The following is a 19,918-nucleotide window of genomic DNA, read 5'->3' as shown; positions in this document are numbered from 1 at the left end:
CGTGGATCCATTGAACCCGGAAGACCCCGCCGGCATCGGCCCGTTCCGTCTGCTCGGCCGCCTGGGCGTCGGCGGGATGGGGCGGGTGTTCCTGGCGCGCTCGTCCGGCGGCCGCACGGTCGCGGTGAAGGTCGTGCACGCGGAGCTGGCCGCGCAGGAGGAGTTCCGGCGCCGGTTCGCCCGTGAGGTCGCCGCCCTGGAGCGGGTCGGCGGGACCGGGACGACGCCCGTGCTGGCTTCGGACACGACGGCCGAATCGCCGTGGGTGGCCGTCGGCTACGTCCCCGGGCCGTCGCTGCGGGCCGTGGTGGCCGAGGAGTTCGGGCCGCTTCCGGCCGCGACCGTGCGCACCCTCGCCGCCGGGCTCGCCCGGGGCCTCACCCACGTCCACGACGCGGGCCTCGTCCACCGCGACCTCAAGCCGTCCAACGTCCTGCTCACCGTCGACGGCCCGCAGATCATCGACTTCGGCATCGCCCGCGCCGTCGAGACGGTCACCGACGGCGGCCTGACCAGCACCGGCGCGGTGGTCGGCTCGCCCGGCTTCATGTCACCGGAGCAGGTCAGGGGCGAGAAGCTGACCCCGGCATCGGACGTCTTCTGCCTCGGCTCGGTCCTCGTCTACGCGGCGACGGGACACTCCCCGTTCGGTACGGCGGACAGCGGCGTCCACGCCACGATGTTCCGCATCGCCCACGACGAGCCCGACCTGACCGGTCTCCCGGCCGAACTGGCCGGCCTGGTCCGCTCCTGCCTCGCCAAGGACCCGGCCGAGCGGCCCTCGGCCGCCGAGCTGGTGGAGACGGTCGACGTCGTCGACCCGTGGCTGCCGGCGGAGGTGCTCGCCCGCCTCGGGCGGCACGCCGCCCGGGTCCTGGAGGTGGAGGCCGTCACCGCGGGCGGCGGCACGGAGGGCAGCACATCCGGAGCCGGCCCATCCGCCGACCGCACCTCGGGAGACGGCCGGGGGACGGCCGGGTCCGGGACGACCGGGGCCGGGCCCGGCGACCCGACGCCTCCTCCCGCCCCGCGGGCGCCCGAGCGGCGGCGGCGCGGCCGCCTGATCGCCGCGGGCACGGCCCTCGCCGTCGCCGCGGCGGCGACGGTGACCTACGTCGTCTGGCCGGGCCGGGACACCGGTGGGGACGGGCGGAAGAACCCCACCGGCGGGCAGTCCGGTGACGCGTCGGCCCGCCCGGCGGGGATCGTGCCGGCGGCGTTCCTGGGCGCCTGGGAGGGGGTCCAGCGCGGTTCGGCCGACCACCCCCGCGAGACCGCCCGGATCGAGATCGGCCAGGGGGCCGCGGGCTCCAAGAGCGCCGTCTACGTCCAGGTCGGCGAGGAGCGCCTGTGCATGGGCCGTTCGCGGCTCGTCTCCGCCGACGAGGACAAGGTCGTCCTCGGCGAGTCCGACGTCACCACGAGCGTCCCCGACCAGCGGTGCACCCCCGCCGCGCACCAGACCCTGACGCTGCGCTCCCCCGACGTCGTGGAGTGGTCGTCCGGCACGGTGAAGGCCACCTTCCGCAAGGCCCGCACCGGCACGGACATCGTGCCGGAGCGACTCGTGGGCCGGTGGAAGATGGAGAACGACCCGCTGATCTACGGCGAGAACCGCGACCGCTACAGCGACGAGGTGACCGTCACCCAGGGCCCCGTCGGCGCCACCGTCTTCCGCCGCGTCCACGTCTATCCCCGCCTCGACGACGAGGGCAACCCGAGGCCCGACTCGGTCAGCTGCACCTTCACCTCGATCCTCGCCGGCTCCGGCACGCCCCTGATCATCGGCCCCGGCACCACCGTGGCCGACGCCTCGGACAGCGACTGCGAGGACGCCGGGACCGCCGGCTATCTGACCGTGGACCGCTTCAAGGGCCGGGACCGCCTGCTGGTCTTCCCGATGCTGGACGGCGAGCCGGGCGAGTACTACCGCGGCTAGCGCCGTTCATGTGGGCCGGGCCGGATCAGGGGGAGGCCCTGGAAAGGCACCCGCCTCCGTGCGGAGGCGGGCGCTCCCGGCCGGTCGTCAGGCGCCGAGGAGTTCCAGGACCGCCCGGACGGAGTCGAGGACGGGCTGGCCGATCGCCCCGGCCGTGGCGGCGATGCCCGCGACGGTCATGAGGGCGCGGCGCCGGTCCTCCGGTGGCGCGTCCGCCGCGGGGGCGGCGAGGGCCGGGAGCGTCTCGTCGATGGAGTGCGCGGTCGCGGGCGGGACGGCGGCCCGCAGCTCCTGGAGGAGCTGGAGCAACTCCCGTACGGCGGCTTCGAGCGCGGGCGAGGAGGCCTGCGCGCCGACCGTCCCCGACTGGTGGTTGACCATGCCGGTGTTGTTCGTCCCGCCGTGCATGTTGACGGTGTTGCCGTAGTAGTAGTTGCTCTCGCTCATGCGCCGGCCATCCCTACGTTGCCCGTTCCGCCGTACATGTTGACGTTGTCGCCGAAGTAGTAGTTGCTGGGGGTGATCGTCAGCGTCTCCACCCGTACCTGGAACTCCGTCTCCGGGTTCTCGATGGCGTGCGCGATGGAGTGCACGAGCCGGCGCAGGTGCTCGGGGTCCTTGGCGGTGACCAGCGCGGTCGACGGGCCGGACGTCTCGACGGCCAGGACGAAATGGGACTGCGCGGTCAGGACGGTGACCATCTCCACGAGGGAGTAGACCAGGGCCGCGGCGGCGAGGAGCCAGACCCAGGTGAGGACGGACTCGGCGGTCTCCTGGCTGCCCATCGTCGCCAGCCCGCCGAGAAGGGTGAGGACGAGCGCCACCGCGAGCGTGAGCGCCACCCGCTTCACGAACCGCACGACGGCTTCCTTGCGGCGCGGGTGCAGCGTGAAGGTGTAGACGCGGGCGATGTTCTGGAGCGGATAGGCCGCCCCGCCCACCCATAACAGCCGATTGCTGATGACGATGTCGATGCCGTTCGTCCACGGCTCCGGTCCGGCGGCGGGCGCGTGCGCCGGCGGAGGCGGCGACGACGGCTGTGGGGGCGTCGCCGCCCCGATCGTGTGATCCATGATTCCCCCTCGTCGGTGAAGCCCCATTAAGGCCCCGGCGCCCCCGCGATCACAAGTTGAATTCGCGCCTCAAGGCCGCTGACCTGCGGGCTCGTTGACGCCGGGCACCACGGGGGGCGCCTGTCCGGACGGGCGAGGGCCCGCACCCCCGGGTACGGGGTGCGGGCCCTCGGCGCGCGGTGTGCGCGGGTGCGGCGGGAGGCCGCGGGTGCCGCTACAGGAACGAGTTGATCTCGATCGTCTCGGTGCGGCCGGGGCCGACGCCGATCGCGGAGATCGGGGCGCCCGACATCTCCTCCAGGGCCTTCACGTACGCCTGCGCGTTCTTCGGCAGGTCGGCGAAGGTCTTGGCCTTGGTGATGTCCTCGGACCAGCCCGGCAGCATTTCGTAGACCGGCTTCGCGTGGTGGAAGTCGGTCTGCGAGTACGGCAGCTCCTCGACGCGCTTCCCGTCGATCTCGTACGCGACGCAGACCGGGATCTGCTCCCAGCCCGTCAGCACGTCGAGCTTGGTGAGGAAGAAGTCGGTCAGGCCGTTGACGCGGGTGGCGTACCGGGCGATGACCGCGTCGAACCAGCCGCAGCGACGGTCACGGCCGGTGGTGACACCGCGCTCGCCGCCGATGCGGCGCAGCGCCTCGCCGTCCTCGTCGAACAGCTCCGTCGGGAACGGGCCGGCGCCGACACGGGTGGTGTACGCCTTGAGGATGCCGATGACCCGGCTGATCTTCGTCGGGCCCACGCCGGCGCCGGTGCACGCGCCGCCCGCGGTCGGGTTCGAGGAGGTGACGAAGGGGTACGTGCCGTGGTCGACGTCCAGGAGGGTGCCCTGGCCGCCCTCGAAGAGCACGACCTTGTCGTCGTCCAGCGCCTGGTTCAGGATCAGGGTGGTGTCGGCGACGTACGGCCGGATCTGCTCCGCGTACTGGAGCATCTCCTCGACGATCTGCGCGGCGTCGATGGCGCGGCGGTTGTAGAGCTTGGCGAGGAGCTGGTTCTTCCCCTCGAGCGCCGCCTCGACCTTCTGGACGAGGATCGACTCGTCGTAGAGGTCCTGGACCCGGATGCCGACGCGGTTGATCTTGTCGGCGTAGGTCGGGCCGATGCCCCGGCCGGTGGTGCCGATCTTGCGCTTCCCGAGGAAGCGTTCCGTCACCTTGTCGAGGGTGACGTTGTACGGCGTGATGAGATGCGCGTTACCACTGATGAGGAGCTTGGACGTATCGACGCCACGTTCGTTCAGCCCGCTCAGCTCGGAGAGCAGGACCGCCGGGTCGACGACGACACCGTTTCCGATCACCGGGGTGCACCCCGGGGAGAGGATTCCGGAAGGGAGAAGATGCAGCGCGTACTTCTGGTCGCCTACGACGACGGTGTGGCCGGCATTGTTGCCGCCCTGGTAACGCACCACATAGTCAACGGATCCACCGAGGAGGTCGGTGGCCTTTCCCTTGCCCTCGTCACCCCACTGAGCACCGAGCAGCACAAGTGCGGGCACAGGCGTACACCCCTTCCGGGCGGGGCATGTCAAGGTCAGCGGGCGTCCGCCGCCTCACCGGTGTGCCCCGGAATAGACGAAGCCCCTGGCGCAATAGCGCAAGGGGCTCTTGCACAAAGATGCTACCCGAGGAAGGACCGAGGTGTCGGCTCACGACCAGCTGCTGGTGGTCATCGACCCGGTCGCCCGCCGGAATGACGGCGAGTCCGTACGGATCGCGAAAGATGTGCTGTGTGCGGGAGCGGAGGCGAAGATCTGCCTTCCGGACAGCCCGGAGGAATTCTCCCGGGCCCTGGCGCGGCGCGGATCGCGCCGCCCCGTGGTGGTGGGTGACGACCGCGCCCTGCTACGCACGGTGACCTTGCTGCACCGGGAGCGTGAGCTCGCCGACGGGGAGCTGTCGTTCGTTCCGATCGGCGCTCCGGGTTCCCTCGAAGTCACGCACGCCCTCGGCGTGCCGCAGAGCGCGGTGGCCGCCGCCCGCGCGGTCCTGGACGGGGCGGTACGGCGCCTGGACCTGCTGGTCGACGACAGCGACGGGGTGGTCCTCGGCGACCTGTGCGTCCCGGCGGCGGCGGGTGGTCCCGCGGGCGTCGTGCCGCCCACCGTCTGGGGCACCTGCCGCTCGCTGGTCCGCACCCTGGTCGGGCCGGCCCCCGCGCCGGCGGTGGTCCGCACCCACCGGCTCCGGGTGGAGGCGGACGGGGTGCTGCTCAGCGATGTGAGCGCGCCGGTGGAGGGGGTGACGGTCCGCTCCCTCGGCGGTATGGCGGATGTCACGCTCCTCCTGCCGTCGGCGCCCTCGTTCCACACGACCGCCCGGGTGCTCACGGTCTCGGGTCCGGACTTCCGCTACCGCGCCGACTCGGTGGTGGCGGGACCCGTACGACGCCGGACCTGGACGGTCCTGCCGGGGGCGTGGGGGCTGACGCTGCCGAAGGAGGCGCGGAAGCCGCAGAACGCCCGGAGCTGACTCGGGACGAGCCGGGCCGGGGCGGGCCGGGGCGGGCCCGTGCGGGGCCTGTCCAGCGCCTTCCCGGCCCGCCCACTGCCCGACCCGTCACCTCCCCGGCCCGCCGACTGCCCGGCCCGCCGACTGACCGGCCCGCCCGCTCACACCTCCACGAGCAGCTCGTCGAAGCCGCGGATCACGTAGCCGGGCTTCCAGCGGGGTTCCGCCGCGAGCCGGAGGCCCGGGGCGCGGCGCAGCAGCTCGCCGAAGACCGCCGACAGTTCGAGCCGGGCGAGCGGGGCGCCCAGGCAGTAGTGGATCCCGGCGCCGAAGGTGAGGTGCGGGTTGTCGGCGCGGGAGAGGTCGAGGACGTCCGCCGTCGGGCCGAAGCGGGCCGGGTCGCGGTTGGCCGAGCCGAAGAGGAGGGCGACCTCCGAGCCGCGCGGGATGACCCGGCCGCCGATCTCGATGTCGTCGAGGACCCAGCGCTCGAACATCTGGAGCGGGGTGTCGTACCGCAGAAGTTCTTCCACAGCTGTGGACAACTTTCCGGGTTCCGGACGGACGTCCTCGCGCAGCAGCGTCCACCAGCCGTTGACCGTGGTGTTCACGGTGGCCTCGTGGCCGGCGTTCAGGAGCAGCACACAGGTGGAGATCATCTCCTGTTCCGTGAGGTCCTCGACCCCGATGAGCGCGGAGATCAGGTCCTCCCCCGGAGTCTTCCGGCGCCGCCGGATCAGCTCCCGCAGATAGTCGGAGAACTCGATCGAGGCCCGTACCGCCCGGTCCGCGGTCTCCGGGGACGGGTTCAGCTCGAACATCCCGCAGATGTCGGCCGACCAGGGGCGGAGCCGGTTCCGTTCCTCGTCCTCCTCCGGGATGCCCAGCATCTCGGCGATGACCGCGACCGGCAGCGGCTCCGCCACCTCGGCGAGCAGGTCCCCGCCGCCCCGGGAGACGAGCCCCGCCACCAGGTCCGCGGCCAGCCGCCCCACCATCGGCGCCAGGTTCTCCACCGTCCTCGGGGTGAACGCCTTGGAGACCAGCCGCCGGATCCGCGTGTGGTCCTGCCCCTCCAGGTCGAGAAGTCCCTGGTCGTTGAGGGTGTGGAACGGCTCGTGCGCGGCCGGGGGCGCCTCGCGGCCGAACTCCTCGTGGGTGAAGCGGTGGGTGTACGTCCGGCCGAGGCGCCGGTCCCGCAGCAGCGCCGACACGTCCGCGTAGTGGGGGATCAGCCACTGCCGGGTCGGCTCGAACCAGTGGGCCCGGCCTCGGGCCCGCAGCTCGGTGTAGGCGGGGTAGGGATCGGCGACGAACTCGGGCGACCACGGGTCGAAGGCAACGTCCATGACCGGACGCTACCCACCGCGTCCGCGCCCGGCTATCCGCCCACCCGCACCAGTCTCGCCTCGTACGCGAAGACCGCCGCCTGCGTCCGGTCGCGCAGGCCCAGCTTCACCAGGATCCGGCTCACATGCGTCTTGATCGTCGACTCGGCGACCACCAGATGGTCCGCGATCTCCGCGTTGGAGAGCCCCTGCGCGATCAGCACCAGGACCTCCGTCTCCCGCTCGGTCAACTCTCCCACCTGCGACAACGCCGGCTGCCTGGGCGTCTCGGCCGCCTTCGCGAACTCGGTGATCAGCCGCTTGGTGACGGTCGGCGCCAGCAGCGCCTCGCCGGCCGCCACCACCCGTACCCCGTCCGCCAGCTGCCGCGCGGAGGCGTCCTTCAGCAGGAAGCCGGAGGCCCCGGCGCGCAGCGCCTGGTAGACGTACTCGTCGAGGTCGAAGGTGGTCAGGACCAGCACCTTCGCGTCGGCGTCGGCGGCCACGATCTCGCGGGTGGCGTCGATGCCGTTCATCTCCGGCATCCGGATGTCCATGAGGACCACGTCGGGGTGGAGCGCCGCGACCTGGGCGACCGCCTCGCGGCCGTTGACGGCCTCGCCGACGACCTCGATGTCCGGCATCGCGCCGAGCAGCACGGAGAAGCCCTCGCGGACCATCATCTGGTCGTCGACGATCAGTACGCGGATCACTGTTCGGCCTCCTCGCGCGCCACCGGGATGAACGCCGTGACCTCGTAGCCGCCGTCCTCGGCCGGCTCGGCGGTCATCTCCCCGTTCAGCATGGTCACACGCTCCCGCATGCCGGTGATGCCGTGGCCGGCTCCCGGCGAGGGGTTCACCGGTCCGCGCGCGGGGCCGTTGACGATCCGCAGACCGAGCCCGCCGAGGACGTAGCTGACCTCGACCTTCGCCTCGGCGCCCGGCGCGTGCCGCAGGACGTTGCTCAGCGCCTCCTGGATGATCCGGTACGCGGACAGCTCGACCCCCTGGGGGAGTTCGCGTATCGCGCCGGTCACCGTCTTGCGCACGTCGAGCCCGGCGTCGCGGACGTTGGCGACCAGCCCCTCCAGGTCGGCGAGGGTGGGCTGCGGGGCGTCGGGGGCTTCGTAGTCCTCGGCCCGTACGACCCCGAGGACGCGCCGCAGCTCGGTGAGGGCCGCCACCGCGTTCTCGCGGATCGTGACGAAGGCCTGCTCCAGCTCCGGCGGCGGGTTCTCCACCCGGTAGGGGGCAGCCTCCGCCTGGATGGCGACCACCGACATGTGGTGGGCGACCACGTCGTGCAGCTCGCGGGCGATGGTCGTGCGCTCTTCGAGGAGGGTGCGGCGGGAGCGCTCGTGGGCGGTCACGGTCTGCTGCGCGGTGACCTCCTGTTCGGCCTGGCGGCGGACCTGGACGACGGTGACGACCAGCAGGGAGAGCGCGGCGACGAAGAGGAGCGGCGGTGCGTCGGTGGTGTACTCGGACCGCATGAAGAACTCGGCGAAGACCGCGTATCCGCAGGTCATCAGCCACATCCAGGCGGCGGTGCGGGGCCGGGTGCGGGCGGCGACCACCGTCATGACGGCGACGTGCGCGGCGAACATGTTCGCCGTCCAGGGCCAGCCGTCGCCGAAGCCGTCGGCGAAGCCCATGAACGGCGTGACCAGCAGCGACGCCCAGAAGGCGAGGACCGGGCGGACGAGCGTCATCAGCACGATCAGCGCCGGCACGAAGGCATACACCGTCATGATCGGCGGGGCGGAGCCCTCGGCCACCGCCGCGCCGATCAGGAAGACGACGAAGGCACAGCCCGCGACCAGCGCGTGCGGGGTCCACGCCAAGCGGGCGCGCATCCGGTCCGGGAGCCGCCGCCCGAGCCGCCCGTCCGCCGGGCTCGGCAGGAGCGGGCGGTAGGCGAAGGCGTGGCGGAAGAGGTCCTCGCGCAGCCCACCGAGCGCGCCCTGGGCCAGGCGGAACTCGGGGCTGCGGCTCTGTTCACGGGTCTGGGTCACGCCGTCCACGGTAGGCGGGCCGGGGGGCGCGGTCGTCACCAGGAATGGGGATCCTTCCGCGTCCCCCCTGAGTACTACCGGGGACTAGGGCGTGTCCGGAAAGTCCCGCCTGGCCCTGCGGGCGGACGGCGCTGCTCTCCGGACAGGGCCTAGGCGCGGAACGCGGCCGCGTGCTCCTTCGCCCAGGCGGCGAAGGTGCGGGCCGGGCGGCCGGTGACCTTCTCGACGGTGCCGGAGACGGTGCGGCCCGCCTCCGGGGTGTTGCCGTACACCTCGCGCAGGAAGTCGATCACCTGATCCGGCAGGCCCTCCTGCCGCCACCGGGAGACGGCCTGCTCCTCGGTCAGCTCGACCAGGCGGGCCTCCCGCCCGCGGGCGGCGCCGAGCGCCGCGACCTTGTCGTGGAGGGTGAGGACCTCGGGTCCGGTGACGACGTAGGACCGGCCGCCGTGGCCCTCCTCGGTCAGGGCCACCGCCGTGACCGCGCCGATGTCGGCCTCGTGGACCATGGCGCTGAGCCGGTCGGCGAAGGGCTCGCGGACCTCGTCGTCGGTCCGGATGCCGGGCGCCCACTCCAGGGCGTTGGACATGAACTCGACGGGCATCACCACCGTCCAGTCGAGGTCCTCGGCCGCCGTGACCGCCCGCTCCATCGGCGTGACCTCCCCGCCGTGCAGGACGGTCACCCGGCGTACGCCCGCCTTCCTCGCCAGCTCCAGGAGGCGCGGGCCGGTCTCCAGCGGGGTGAAGGCCGCCCCCGCGAAGGTGATGAGGTGCAGGCCGGTGACGTCCGTCAGGGCGTCGGTGAGCGAGTCGGGGTCGGCCAGGTCGCCGACGACGATCCCGACGGCCGCGGGCAGCACGGCCCGGGCCTTCGCCGCGTCCCGGGTCAGGGCGCGGACGGTGTGGCCGCGGGCGAGGAGTTCGGCGACGACATGGCGGCCGACGGTACCGGTGGCGCCGGTGACCAGGACGGTCCGGGGGCCGTCGCCGGCGGCGCCGTCGGCCGCCGGGCTCGTGGCGGGGCGGGCCGGCGGGATGTGCGTCGGGCCGTGGGGGAGGCTGTTGCTCTGGCTCTTCGTCATGCTCCGACGGTAGGAGGGCTTGCGGACATCTTCTGTCCGCAAGGTCGTTCCGTCCCTCGGCCGTCAGAACGCCAGCTGGGCGATCTCCTCCGCCACCACCGCGCACGCGTCCGCGGCCGGGTCGATCAGCGGGAAGTGGCCGACGTCCTGGAGCAGGGTGAACCCGACCGTCTCCCCCGCCTTCGCCGCCGCCTCGACGTACGCCTCGGCCACCGCCTGCGGCACGACGACGTCATCCCGGCCCTGGACGACGGTGGTCGCGATCCCGGTCGGCAGCAGCAGCGCGGGATCGGCGTACCGTGCGCGTACGTCGAATTCCCCTTCGCCGCCCATGAGTTGGGTGACGGCGTCACCGCAGACCCCGAGTTCGACCGCCCGGTCGAAGTGGGCGATCGGGGCCAGTGCCACCACTCCGCGGAGCGGCGGCGCGGCCGGCAACCGCCAGGGCGAGTCCGCCGGGACGACGTGCCGGGAGGCGGCCCACAGGGCGAGATGGCCGCCCGCGGAGTGTCCGGTGAGCACGATCCGCCGCGCGTCGGCCTGCGGCAGGTGTGCGGCGGCGAGCCGCGGTACGGCGTCGAGGGCGGCGGCCACGTCGTCGAAGGTCTCCGGCCAGCGCCCGGCGACCGGGCTCGTACCGCCCTGTCGGGGGATGTCACTGCCGCGCCGGTACTCGACGTTGGCGACGGCGAAGCCCCGGCGGGCCAGGAAGTCCGCGAAGGGGGTCAGGTGCCGCCGGTCGTACGCCGCCCGCCACGCCCCGCCGTGCAGTGCGACGACGAGCGGCGCCCGCTGCCGGCCGTCGCGGGGGGCGTAGAAGTCGACGACCTGGTCGGGGTGTTCGCCGTAGGCGGCGGACGCGTCGGGGGCGACGGCCGGGTGCGAGAAGGCCGATGCTTCTTCGGCGGCGTCGCGCGCGGCGGGGTCCGGCATGCTGTTCCAACCTCTCGGGGACGGGGCCGAATCGGCCTGACCTGCGGGGACCGTACCAGGACCGGGGCCCCCGCAGATCAGGCGTTCATCGGACCGCGGACCCTCAGCCGGCGGGCACGTCCGCGGGGATGTCCGCGAGGACCTCGGCCAGGACCCGTGCCGCCCGCTCCACGTCGGCGAACCCGACGTACAGCGGGGTGAACCCGAACCGCAGCACGTCCGGTCGGCGCAGGTCGCCGACCACCCCGCGCCGGATGCACTCCGCCATGACGGCGGGCGCCTCGGCGCAGCGCAGGGCGACCTGGCTGCCGCGCTCGGCGTGCGGTGCGGGGGTGAGCGACTCGACCCGGCCGGCCGGGACGTAGGCCCGCACGCACTCCAGGAAGAAGTCCGTCAGGGCGAGGGACTTGGCCCGCACGGCGTCGACGGAGACCCCCTCCCACACGTCCAGCGCCGCTTCGAGCGCCAGCATGGAGAGGATGTCCGGCGTGCCGACCCGGCCGCGGCGCGCGCCGTCGGCCGGCCGGTAGCCGGGGGTCATCCCGAACGGGTCGGCGTGCGAGTTCCAGCCGGGCAGCGGCGAGTCGAAGGCGGCCTGGTGGCGCTCGGCGACGTACAGGTAGGCGGGCGAACCGGGCCCGCCGTTGAGGTACTTGTACGTACAGCCGACGGCCAGGTCGACTCCGTGCGCGTCCAGGCCGACGGGCAGGGCACCCGCGCTGTGGCACAGGTCCCAGACGGCGAGGGCGCCCGCCGCGTGCAGCGCCGCCGTGATGCCGGGCAGGTCCTGAAGACGACCGGTGCGGAAGTCGACGTGGTTGACGAGCGCGGCGCTGGTGCGCGGGCCCGCCGCGTCCGCCATGTCGGCGGGGTCCACGACGACGAGCCTGCGGCCGGTCATCCGGGCCGCCGACTCGGCGATGTACCCGTCGGTGGGGAACGTGGTCGCGTCGACGAGGAGCTCGTCCCGGTCGTCACCGGCCAGCCGGACGGCTCCGACCACGGCCTTGAAGACGTTCACGCTCGTCGAGTCGCCGACGACGACCTGACCCGGGGCGGCGCCGACGAGCGGCGCCAGCCGGTCGCCGATCCGCTCGGGCGCGGTCCACCAGCCGCTCTCGTCCCAGGACCGGATGCGCAGCTCGCCCCACTCGCGAGTGAGGACGTCGGCCATCCGGGCGGGGACGTGGGCGGGCAGGGCGCCCAGCGAGTTCCCGTCGAGGTAGATGACCTCGTCGAGGGCGAACTTCTCGCGCAGCTTGCCCAGTTCGTCCTCGGCGTCGTGCCGCAGCGCCACCTCGCCCAGGGCCACGGAGGCCTGGGCCGCCGGGGCGGCGGGGGCCGTCCGTGCGGTCTCAGACATGGCTGCGCGCCGTCCACAGCTCGGGGAACACGTTCTTCTGGGCCCGCTTCTCCAGCCAGGCCACGCCCGCGGAGCCGCCGGTGCCGGTCTTGGAGCCCATGGCCCGCCGGGTCGCCACGAGATGGTCGTTGCGCCAGCGCCAGACCAGCTCGGCGACGTCGCTCAACGCCTCGCCGAGGCGGACGAGTTCGCCGTTCTGGTCGGGCTCGGCGTAGATCCCGGCCCAGACCTTCTCGATCTCGGGCACCGACTCGTACCTCTTCGAGAGGTCGCGGCCGAGGACGGCGTCCGGCACGGGCAGCCCGCGCCGGGCCAGCAGCCTGAGCACCTCGTCGTACAGGCTCGGCTCCTGGAGCGCCTTCTCCAGCTCCGCGTGGACACGGGGCGCGCCGCGGTGCGGCACGAGCATGGACGCGGACTTCTCGCCGAGCAGGAACTCCATCCGCCGGTACATCGCCGACTGGAAGCCGGAGCCCTCGCCGAGGGCGCCGCGGTAGGCGTTGAACTGGGCGGGGGTGAGCTGGGCGAGCGGCCGCCAGGAGTGGTTCAGGGCCTCCAGCTCGCGCACGGAGCGCTTGAGCGCGTCCATCGCCACGGGCACGCGGTCCTCGCGCAGCGCACGGCCCGCGGTCTCCCACTCGTGGACGATGACGGTGAACCACAGCTCCATGACCTGGGTGGTGACCAGGAAGACCATCTCGCCCGGGTCGTCGGAGCGGAGGTGCTGGAGGTGGGTGAGGACGTCCGCCTGGACATAGTCCTCGTACGGCGTGGTGCCCGCGAAGTCGAGGTTCGGGTCATCGACCGAACCGGCTCCAGAGGCATCGGGGAAGGTGGACATTTCTGTCTCCTCGATACGTATTACCGGGTAGCGGTCCGCTCCTTCCGTGTGGCAGTGGAGCCCCGGTCCCCTCGGGTCCGCGTGCGACGTCGCGCGCGTCCCCTCCGCATCATGACACGATCGGACCGCTGATGTAGCTCCCGTCTTCGTCATACGGAAACGCGTTCGACTTGCAGCCGTGGAGCCCCTTGATCTGCTGCATCATGACGGGCGCGGGTCTGCCGGGGCCGGGGCAGCCCATGTGGGTACGGAGGCCGATTTCGTGGCCGACCTCGTGGTTGATGATGAGGTGGCGGTAGTCGGCGGGCGGGCCGGCGAAGGTCGGGGAGCCCAGCAGCCAGCGCTTGAGGTTGACCACGACACCGGTCGTGGTCTCGCAGTTCAGCTCTCCGCGGGTGTTCAGGCCGCCCGCGAGGCAGAGCTTGTCGGCGGTGGCGGGGGTGGCGATCCGGATGACGAAGTCGGCGTCGTCGGTGACCAGCTGGAACCGGCCGCGGCCGTGGGCGGCCCAGCCGCGCGGGTGGGCGAGGATCTCCTGGATCTGGGCGGCGGCCTCGCGGGCGGAGAGGTCGATGCCGTCCTCGACCTGGACGCGGTAGCGGCGCAGTGTTCCGCCGGTGCCGACGGCGTCGCCGGAGGCCCGGGCGGTGGTGAAGGTGCCGGCTCCGGTGGTGGGGACCTTCGGCTTTCCGGGCGTGGGTTTCGGCTGGGGCTTGGGCGGCGGGGAGGGCTTGGGCGGGGGCTTGGGGGTGGTCTTCGCCGTCGGCGGCGCGGGCCGGGGGGCGGTGGTCGTGCTGGGCGGGTCCTGCGGCGGGGCCGCGGTGGCGGTGGGCTGGTCGCCGCCGTAGTGGGCGAGGGCGGCGCCGCCGCCGAGGGAGAGGACGACGAGCCCGAGGGCGAGCAGGATCAGCCGGCCGACGGGCCGCCGCCCGGCCCGGCCCCGGCCTCGTCGACGGCCCCGTGTTCGTCGCCGACCTGCCGCGGGTGCGGCGGCTCGTGTGCCCAAGACAGACTTCTCCCCTGCGTGTGCCGGAGTGGGGGGAGAGGGTGGGGCCTCTGCGCCGGCGGCTTGGTCCTACGGTCCACAGGATCGTAACCGCCGCTTCGAACGCGCCTCGAACGGTCATGAGCGGTCATGAGCGGATGGCCGGTTTCGACCGCCCGACCGCTGTGGGCTCGGTTCGCCTCCGGGGCCCGGGAGTCGGGCTCACGCGGCCGAGCGCCGTCGCCGCCTCCCCGGGTGCCTATGGGCGAGTGAGCCGAAGGGGCCGTCGGGGGAACGCGGCCGAGCGCCGTCGCCCCCTCCCGGGTGCCTATGGCGAGTGAGCCGAAGGGGCCGTCGGGGGAACGCGGCCGAGCGCCCTCGCCGCCTCCCCGGGTGCCTATGGCGAGTGAGCCGAAGGGGCCGTCGGGGGAACACGGCCGAGCGCGCGCAGCTCCCGAGGAACGAGGGAGCGAGCACGTACGGCCGTGTGAGTCCGACTCATAGGCCCCGGAGGCGAACCGAGCCCCAAAAAAAGGGGGCCCTCAGCCCAGGGTGTCGGCGGCCGTTTGGGAGGAGTCGCGCAGGAATGTCGAGCAGCGCTCGTACTCGTCCTTCTCGCCGATGTCGCCGGCCGCGCGTGCGAGGGCGTGCAGGGCCCGGAGGAAGCCGCGGTTCGGCTCGTGTTCCCAGGGGACGGGGCCGTGGCCCTTCCAGCCGCTGCGGCGCAGTGCGTCGAGGCCTCGGTGGTAGCCGGTGCGGGCGTAGGCGTAGGACTCGACGACTCGGCCGCCGTCGTAGGCCTCGTCGGCGAGTTGAGCCCAGGCCAGCGAGGAGGTGGGGTACTTCGCGGCGACGTCCGCCGGCGCCGTGCCGTTCGCGAGCAGTTCGCGCGGTTCGGGGTCGTCGGGCAGGTGGGTGGGCGGCGGTCCGCCCAGCAGGTTCTCGTGGAGTGCCATGGCCCCAGTCTGCCTCAGCCGGGACCTTCGCCGGCTGCCGGATCCGTCCCGGTCCTCTTGCGTTCTCCGGGTTCGAGCGGGGGTGCCGTGACCCCGCAGTGGACCCGGCAGCCGGGGTGGCAGGCGGCGGTGGGTTCGGGGGTGCGGACGGTCGCCCAGGCGAGCACGGCGCCGGCGACGAGGATGCCCGCGCACATGGGCATCGCCCGGCGGAACGTCTCTCCGAACTCTGTCGCCGAGAGGTAGGCCTCCGGGCCCATGCCTGCCAGTGCGGGCAGTGCCGCCACGGCGAGCAGGCCGGCCGCTCGGGCGGCGGCGTTGTTGATTCCGCTGGCGAGGCCTGCCCGGGAGACGTCGACGGAGGCCAGGACGGTCGCGGTCAGTGGGGCGACGAGTGCGGTCATGCCGAGGCCGAGGACGAGGAGCGCGGGCAGGACGTCGCGTAGGTAGGAGGCGTCCTCTCCGACGCGCAGCATCAGCAGCATGCCGGCGGCGCAGAGCAGGGGGCCGACGGTGAGCGGGATGCGTGGCCCGATGCGTTCGCCGAGTTCGCCCGATTTCGCGGAGAGCAGCAGCATGAGGACCGTGGTGGGGAGGAGTGCGGTGCCGGCGCCGAGCGCGCTGTAGCCGGAGACCACTTGGAGTTGGAGGGCGGCGAGGAAGAAGAAGCCGCCGAATGCCGCGTAGACGCACAGCGTTACGAGGTTGACGACGGTGAACTGCCGGGACGCGAAGATCGAGGGCGGCACCATGGGGGCGTCGCGCCGGCGTTCCACCGTGACGAATCCGGCTCCGACCGCGATCCCGAGCGCTCCGGCCCACCACGCTTCGGCGATCAGTGCGTAGGTGACGAGGGCGAGCGCGGCGGCGCCGAGGAAGGCGCCGGTCATGTCGAAGCGGCCGTGGGCGGTTTCGTCCCGTGATTCGGGGACGTGCCGGAGCGCCACCGGTACGCAGAGTGCGGCGAGCGGCACGTTCAGGAGGAAGACCCATCGCCAGCCGGGGCCGTCGACCAGCCAGCCGCCGACGAAGGGGCCGATGGCTGCCCCGACGCCGCCGAATCCGGACCACAGGCCGACCGCGCGGGCCCGGTCGTCCTTGTGGAAGCTGGCCTGGATCAGGGCGAGCGACCCGGGGGTGAGCAGGGCGCCGCCGATGCCTTGGAGCGCGCGGGCGCCGATCAGGACGCCGGCGTTGGGTGCGAGTCCGCACATCAGTGAGGCGATCGCGAACCACACCACCCCGATGACGAACACTTTCCGCCGTCCGTAGCGGTCGCCGAGTGCTCCGCCGAGGAGGATGAGGGCGGCGAGGGTCAGCATGTAGGCGTTGACGGTCCACTGGAGGGCGGCCATGTCCGCGCCGAAGTCCGCTCCGATGTGGGGCAGGGCGACGTTGACGACCGTGGAGTCGAGCAGCGCCATCCCGGAGCCGAGAACGGTGGTGAGCACGATCCATCGCCCGGTTCCCGAGGCGAGCCTGATGTCCTCCATGCCTGCATGCTGCCCCGAACGCGAGGGCCCCGCCCGCCGGACGGCGGACGGGGCCCGAGGGCGGGCGGGCGGTTCAGTGCCCGGCCGGACGGCTCAGCGCGTGAAGTTGAAGTACTTCCACGGGCCGTAGACCGTGGCGTTCACGTTGTCGCCGGCGGCGCCGTCGATGTAGGCGGATCGGACGCGGAAGCTCATCCCGGCCGCTCCGTCGCCGTCGAGGGTGACGTACGACTTGCCGTCGGAGGCGAGCCGGAAGTACTCCGAGCCGCCGTCGCGCCAGGCGCCGGCGTAGTAGTACTGCAGGTCGAGACGGGTGTGGCGGCCCTGGTAGGCGTTGTGCCACGTCGTGATCAGCGCGTCGGCCGACTGGCGGTAGGTCTGGTGCCAGACGTTGCCGAGCTTGGTCCACTTGTAGTGGCGGGAGAGCGCGGTGGTGACGCCCGCCCGGGTGTAGACGCCGGCCTTGGCCGAGGCGTAGGCGTTGCGCGCGTCACCGGCGAAGACCGCGGTGACGGTGGTGTCGCGGTTCATCCACATCGTGGCGGACAGCTTGCCCGCGGCGTTGACCGTGCCGCGCTTGAGGAGCCGCTTGGGCTCTACGCCCCACGGGTCGGCCCAGATCTCCACGGTGCGGTTCTTGTACGTCGGGCCGAGGGTGGCCGTGTACGTCACGTGGGTGCCGTAGTTGACGGTCAGGCCGTTGCGGTCGAGCTTGAGCGCGGTCGCGGTGTGCGCCACCTTGACGAGGGCCGTGCCGGAGGCGGCGGCGAGCTCCTTGCTTCCGGCGTACGTCACCTTGTAGGTGACGTTTCCGGAGGCGGTCGGGGTGTCGGTGAACGAGAACGACCCGTTCGCGGCGAGCGGCTTGGTGCCGAGGGCCTTGCCCTGCGGCGCCTCGACGTCGAAGCGGCTCACGGTGACGGACGAGCCGGTGGGCACTCCGAGCGCGGCGGTGACCGAGCCGGTCACGGTGAGCGCCTTGGCGCGCGCCGCGGTCGCCGGGGCCTTGACCGTGACGACCGGCAGGGCCTTCGTCGAGTCGTCGTAGACCCGCAGGGTCCGCGCGCCGTAGGTGTTCTCGGAGACCGCGAACAGCTTGCCGGCGTCCGGAGACCAGGCGAGGGCGCCGGGCACCAGGGTGTCGGCGCCGCTGCTGTTGCCCGTGTTCGGGAAGTCGTACTGCCGCACCGGCTTGGCCTTGCCCGGCTTGAAGACGTGGACGTCCGGGTCGTACCAGGAGGACGTGCCGCCCGCGATGCTTCCGTCGGGCGCGATGGCCACGGAGTTCGGGTAGGTGTTGCTGGCGTACTGGATCTCCTCGGACAGGTCCGAGGTGGAGAACGCCGGGTGGTGGTACGGCGCGCCGCTGGACGTGATGACCTGCTTGCCGTCCGGTGTGACGTCCAGCTCCTGGAGGCCGCCGTTGACGCTCTTGCTGGCCTTCACGGCCGGGACGCCGCTCGACACGTCGTAGACGGCCAGGGTCGTCGGCGACGAGTCCTTGTCCCCGACGGCCAGGACGTTGGGCGCCGCCGGGTCGGAGCCGAGGAGCAGCGTGCCGCCGCCGAACCACAGGTCGCCCTGGACCTGGTCGAGGACGACGACCGGCTCGGCGCCGGTCAGGTCGAGCGAGCCGACCTTGGCCCCTTCGTACGCGAACCAGAGCTTGCCGCCGGCCTGGGCGAGGGCGCCCTGCACGTCGGCGCCCACGGCGTACGACACGGCCTGTGCGGTCTGCGTGTCGACGGAGACGATCGTGTCCTTGCCGGCCACGGCCGCGTAGACGCGGGAGGAGTCGGCGGAGAGTTCGAGACTCCGGATGCCCGGCAGGTCGGCGACGGTCGTGAGGACCGTGCCGGCGTAGTCGGTCACGACCAGCTTGCCGCTGGTCGGATCGCTGATGAAGATCTTCTGGTGGACGCCGTCCACCACCATGTCGCCTATGGACGACACCGGCAGGGCCTTGGCGCTGTCGGCGCCGGCCGTCCCCGCCGTACCCGCGACGATCGCCGCGGAGCTGAAGAGAACCGCGAGCGATGTCGCGGCGGAAAGAGTGCGCTTGCGCACGATGATGTGACCCCCCAATGGTCGCCGGCCCCGTTACGTCAGGGGCCGGTGAGCGAAGAGTAGATCACCGTGCCGACAGCCCGCCTCCCGGTATCGGATCACCGGGCGGAGGGTGTCCCGGAGAGGGCGCCGGGCCGGCCGTGGTCGGGGCCGGGGCCCAGGTCAGCGGGTCCGGAGCCGTCCCGCCGCCCGCACCAGGGCGTCCACGCCCCGTTCCGCCTTGGCGCGGGGACAGCCGACGTTGAGCCGTACGAAGCCCGGGGTGCCGTAGACCCCGCCCGGCATCACCGCGACCTTCTCCGTGCCGATCAGCTCGCGCTGGAGCGCGTCCTCGTCGATGCCGAGCGGCCGCAGGTCGATCCACGCCAGATAACCGGCCTGCGGGGGCGTCCACTCCACCTCCGGCAGACCCTCGGCCAGCCTCCGGGCCACCATCCGCATGGTTCCGGCCAGATACGTCCGCAGCTCGTCCAGCCACGGCGCGCCCCGCCGGTAGGCGGCGATGTGCGCGGTCAGCGACAGCACGGCCGGTGAGGCGAGGCCCTCGCCCGTCTCCATCCGCCGGACGAACGCCTCCCGCTCCTCCGGGTCGCCGATGATCCCGTACGAACCGGTCAGTGCGGGGAAGTTGAACGCCTTGGTCGCCGAGGTCACCACGGCCCACCGGCGGCCGCGTCCCGCCTCGGCGAACCGGCTCCAGGGCAGATGGCGCCGGCCCTCGGCCACCAGGTCGGCGTGGATCTCGTCGCTGACGACGGCGGTGCCGTGGCGCTCGGCGAGGGCGGCGAACCGGGCCAGTTCGTCCTCCCGCCAGACCCTTCCGGTCGGGTTGTGCGGCGAGCAGAGCAGCAGCATCCGGCTGTCCGGGCGGGCCAGCTCCGCCTCCAGCGCCTCCTCGTCGCCGACCGGTACGCCCCGCAGCTCCCGCCCGAGCCCGGTGACGGCCTTGCGGAAGCCGTCGTAGGTGGGGCTGTGGACGACGATGCCGTCGCCGGGGGCGGTCCACATCCGCAGCAGCTGGGAGAGCTGGCTGAGCACCGAGGGCGCGTACACCAGCCGGGAGATGTCGAGCGGGGTGTCGTACCGGGAGACGGACCACTCCCGTACGGCCTCCCGGAACTCGCCGAGGCGCCAGTCGGTGTAGCCGAAGACGCCGTGGTCCACCCGCGCGCGCAGGGCGTCGAGGACGGCCGGCGGGGAGGGGAAGTCCATGTCCGAGATGGTGAAGGGCAGCAGCTCGCCGACGCCGAAGCGGTCCGCGACGCCGTCCCACTGGACGGACCACGTACCGCGCCGATCCGTCACCCGGTCGAAGTCGAACACCACGCACGCCTCATTTCCCGGTACGACGACGGATCCGGCGCCCTGTCCCGGTACGGCGACGGGCC

At 72.8% G+C, this 19,918-nt stretch carries 17 protein-coding genes; 2 read left to right on the top strand and 15 right to left on the bottom strand.

The features are described 5' to 3' along the window. Nucleotide 1 precedes the first annotated feature (1 nt). Nucleotides 2–1,939 (top strand): serine/threonine-protein kinase, encoded by a 1,938-nt coding sequence (locus tag ACZ6RC_RS20855; protein WP_469585257.1) that lies wholly within the window; start codon nt 2–4, stop codon nt 1,937–1,939. A gap of 87 nt (nt 1,940–2,026) precedes the next feature. On the opposite strand, the gene ACZ6RC_RS20850 is transcribed toward ACZ6RC_RS20855, so the two are convergent. The 3 genes from ACZ6RC_RS20850 to ACZ6RC_RS20840 form a co-directional block, all read right to left on the bottom strand. Beyond that, nucleotides 2,027–2,386, bottom strand: a complete 360-nt coding sequence (locus ACZ6RC_RS20850; protein ID WP_469585254.1) for a hypothetical protein — start codon at nt 2,384–2,386, stop codon at nt 2,027–2,029. Beyond that, nucleotides 2,383–3,012, bottom strand: coding sequence for a DUF6232 family protein (locus tag ACZ6RC_RS20845; protein ID WP_469585251.1), 630 nt, complete (start codon nt 3,010–3,012; stop codon nt 2,383–2,385). The genes ACZ6RC_RS20850 and ACZ6RC_RS20845 overlap by 4 nt, the downstream gene beginning before the upstream one ends. Before the next feature lie 214 nt (nt 3,013–3,226). Then, nucleotides 3,227–4,510, bottom strand: a complete 1,284-nt coding sequence (locus tag ACZ6RC_RS20840; RefSeq protein WP_391140173.1) for an adenylosuccinate synthase — start codon at nt 4,508–4,510, stop codon at nt 3,227–3,229. Between the two features lie 142 nt (nt 4,511–4,652). Between ACZ6RC_RS20840 and ACZ6RC_RS20835 the strand changes: the two genes are divergently transcribed. Beyond that, entirely contained in the window at nt 4,653–5,483 is an 831-nt protein-coding gene (locus ACZ6RC_RS20835) for a diacylglycerol kinase family protein (protein ID WP_391140172.1), read from the top strand. A gap of 140 nt (nt 5,484–5,623) precedes the next feature. Here the strand turns inward: ACZ6RC_RS20835 and ACZ6RC_RS20830 are convergent, their stop codons facing one another. From ACZ6RC_RS20830 to ACZ6RC_RS20775, 12 genes are all read right to left on the bottom strand, one after another. Then, nucleotides 5,624–6,811: a cytochrome P450 gene (locus ACZ6RC_RS20830; protein WP_391140171.1), complete on the bottom strand. Its 1,188-nt coding sequence runs from the start codon at nt 6,809–6,811 to the stop codon at nt 5,624–5,626. A gap of 32 nt (nt 6,812–6,843) precedes the next feature. Next, complete coding sequence (locus ACZ6RC_RS20825; RefSeq protein WP_391140170.1) at nt 6,844–7,503, bottom strand: response regulator; 660 nt, start codon at nt 7,501–7,503, stop codon at nt 6,844–6,846. Next, entirely contained in the window at nt 7,500–8,846 is a 1,347-nt protein-coding gene (locus tag ACZ6RC_RS20820; RefSeq protein WP_469585245.1) for a sensor histidine kinase, read from the bottom strand. Before ACZ6RC_RS20820 ends, ACZ6RC_RS20825 begins: the two co-directional genes overlap by 4 nt. A gap of 110 nt (nt 8,847–8,956) precedes the next feature. Next, entirely contained in the window at nt 8,957–9,892 is a 936-nt protein-coding gene (locus tag ACZ6RC_RS20815; RefSeq protein WP_469585242.1) for an NmrA family NAD(P)-binding protein, read from the bottom strand. Nucleotides 9,893–9,955: 63 nt separating this feature from the next. After that, nucleotides 9,956–10,825, bottom strand: coding sequence for an alpha/beta hydrolase (locus ACZ6RC_RS20810; protein ID WP_391140167.1), 870 nt, complete (start codon nt 10,823–10,825; stop codon nt 9,956–9,958). Nucleotides 10,826–10,928: 103 nt separating this feature from the next. Continuing rightward, the gene (gene kynU, locus ACZ6RC_RS20805) at nt 10,929–12,188 is read right to left on the bottom strand and encodes a kynureninase (protein ID WP_469585239.1); all 1,260 of its coding nucleotides are present in this window, start codon (nt 12,186–12,188) and stop codon (nt 10,929–10,931) included. Next, the gene (locus ACZ6RC_RS20800) at nt 12,181–13,029 is read right to left on the bottom strand and encodes a tryptophan 2,3-dioxygenase family protein (RefSeq protein WP_391140165.1); all 849 of its coding nucleotides are present in this window, start codon (nt 13,027–13,029) and stop codon (nt 12,181–12,183) included. Before ACZ6RC_RS20800 ends, kynU begins: the two co-directional genes overlap by 8 nt. A 109-nt stretch (nt 13,030–13,138) precedes the next feature. After that, the gene (locus ACZ6RC_RS20795) at nt 13,139–14,035 is read right to left on the bottom strand and encodes a DUF3152 domain-containing protein (RefSeq protein ID WP_453618304.1); all 897 of its coding nucleotides are present in this window, start codon (nt 14,033–14,035) and stop codon (nt 13,139–13,141) included. A 521-nt stretch (nt 14,036–14,556) separates the two neighbouring features. Then, complete coding sequence (locus ACZ6RC_RS20790) at nt 14,557–14,970, bottom strand: DUF3151 domain-containing protein (protein WP_391140163.1); 414 nt, start codon at nt 14,968–14,970, stop codon at nt 14,557–14,559. Nucleotides 14,971–14,984: 14 nt separating this feature from the next. Beyond that, on the bottom strand, nt 14,985–16,463 hold the full coding sequence (locus ACZ6RC_RS20785; RefSeq protein ID WP_469585232.1) for an MFS transporter: 1,479 nt from the start codon (nt 16,461–16,463) through the stop codon (nt 14,985–14,987). A 93-nt stretch (nt 16,464–16,556) separates the two neighbouring features. After that, complete coding sequence (locus tag ACZ6RC_RS20780) at nt 16,557–18,530, bottom strand: YncE family protein (protein WP_469585229.1); 1,974 nt, start codon at nt 18,528–18,530, stop codon at nt 16,557–16,559. A gap of 162 nt (nt 18,531–18,692) precedes the next feature. Beyond that, nucleotides 18,693–19,853 (bottom strand): MalY/PatB family protein, encoded by a 1,161-nt coding sequence (locus tag ACZ6RC_RS20775; protein ID WP_469585757.1) that lies wholly within the window; start codon nt 19,851–19,853, stop codon nt 18,693–18,695. Nucleotides 19,854–19,918 lie beyond the last annotated feature (65 nt).

The sequence above is a fragment of the Streptomyces sp. NPDC048353 genome (genome assembly GCF_055587165.1).
The sequence above is the reverse complement of the archived record's forward strand: the minus strand, read 5'-3'. Positions and strand labels throughout refer to the sequence as shown.

What these genes read in the sequence shown, in the direction of transcription:
- ACZ6RC_RS20850 (WP_469585254.1), bottom strand. Translation starts at nt 2,386, where the DNA reads ATGAGCGAGAGCAACTACTACTACGGCAACACCGTCAACATGCACGGC.
- ACZ6RC_RS20845 (WP_469585251.1), bottom strand. Translation starts at nt 3,012, where the DNA reads ATGGATCACACGATCGGGGCGGCGACGCCCCCACAGCCGTCGTCGCCG.
- ACZ6RC_RS20830 (WP_391140171.1), bottom strand. Translation starts at nt 6,811, where the DNA reads ATGGACGTTGCCTTCGACCCGTGGTCGCCCGAGTTCGTCGCCGATCCC.
- ACZ6RC_RS20815 (WP_469585242.1), bottom strand. Translation starts at nt 9,892, where the DNA reads ATGACGAAGAGCCAGAGCAACAGCCTCCCCCACGGCCCGACGCACATC.
- ACZ6RC_RS20810 (WP_391140167.1), bottom strand. Translation starts at nt 10,825, where the DNA reads ATGCCGGACCCCGCCGCGCGCGACGCCGCCGAAGAAGCATCGGCCTTC.
- kynU (WP_469585239.1), bottom strand. Translation starts at nt 12,188, where the DNA reads ATGTCTGAGACCGCACGGACGGCCCCCGCCGCCCCGGCGGCCCAGGCC.
- ACZ6RC_RS20800 (WP_391140165.1), bottom strand. Translation starts at nt 13,029, where the DNA reads ATGTCCACCTTCCCCGATGCCTCTGGAGCCGGTTCGGTCGATGACCCG.
- ACZ6RC_RS20790 (WP_391140163.1), bottom strand. Translation starts at nt 14,970, where the DNA reads ATGGCACTCCACGAGAACCTGCTGGGCGGACCGCCGCCCACCCACCTG.
- ACZ6RC_RS20785 (WP_469585232.1), bottom strand. Translation starts at nt 16,463, where the DNA reads ATGGAGGACATCAGGCTCGCCTCGGGAACCGGGCGATGGATCGTGCTC.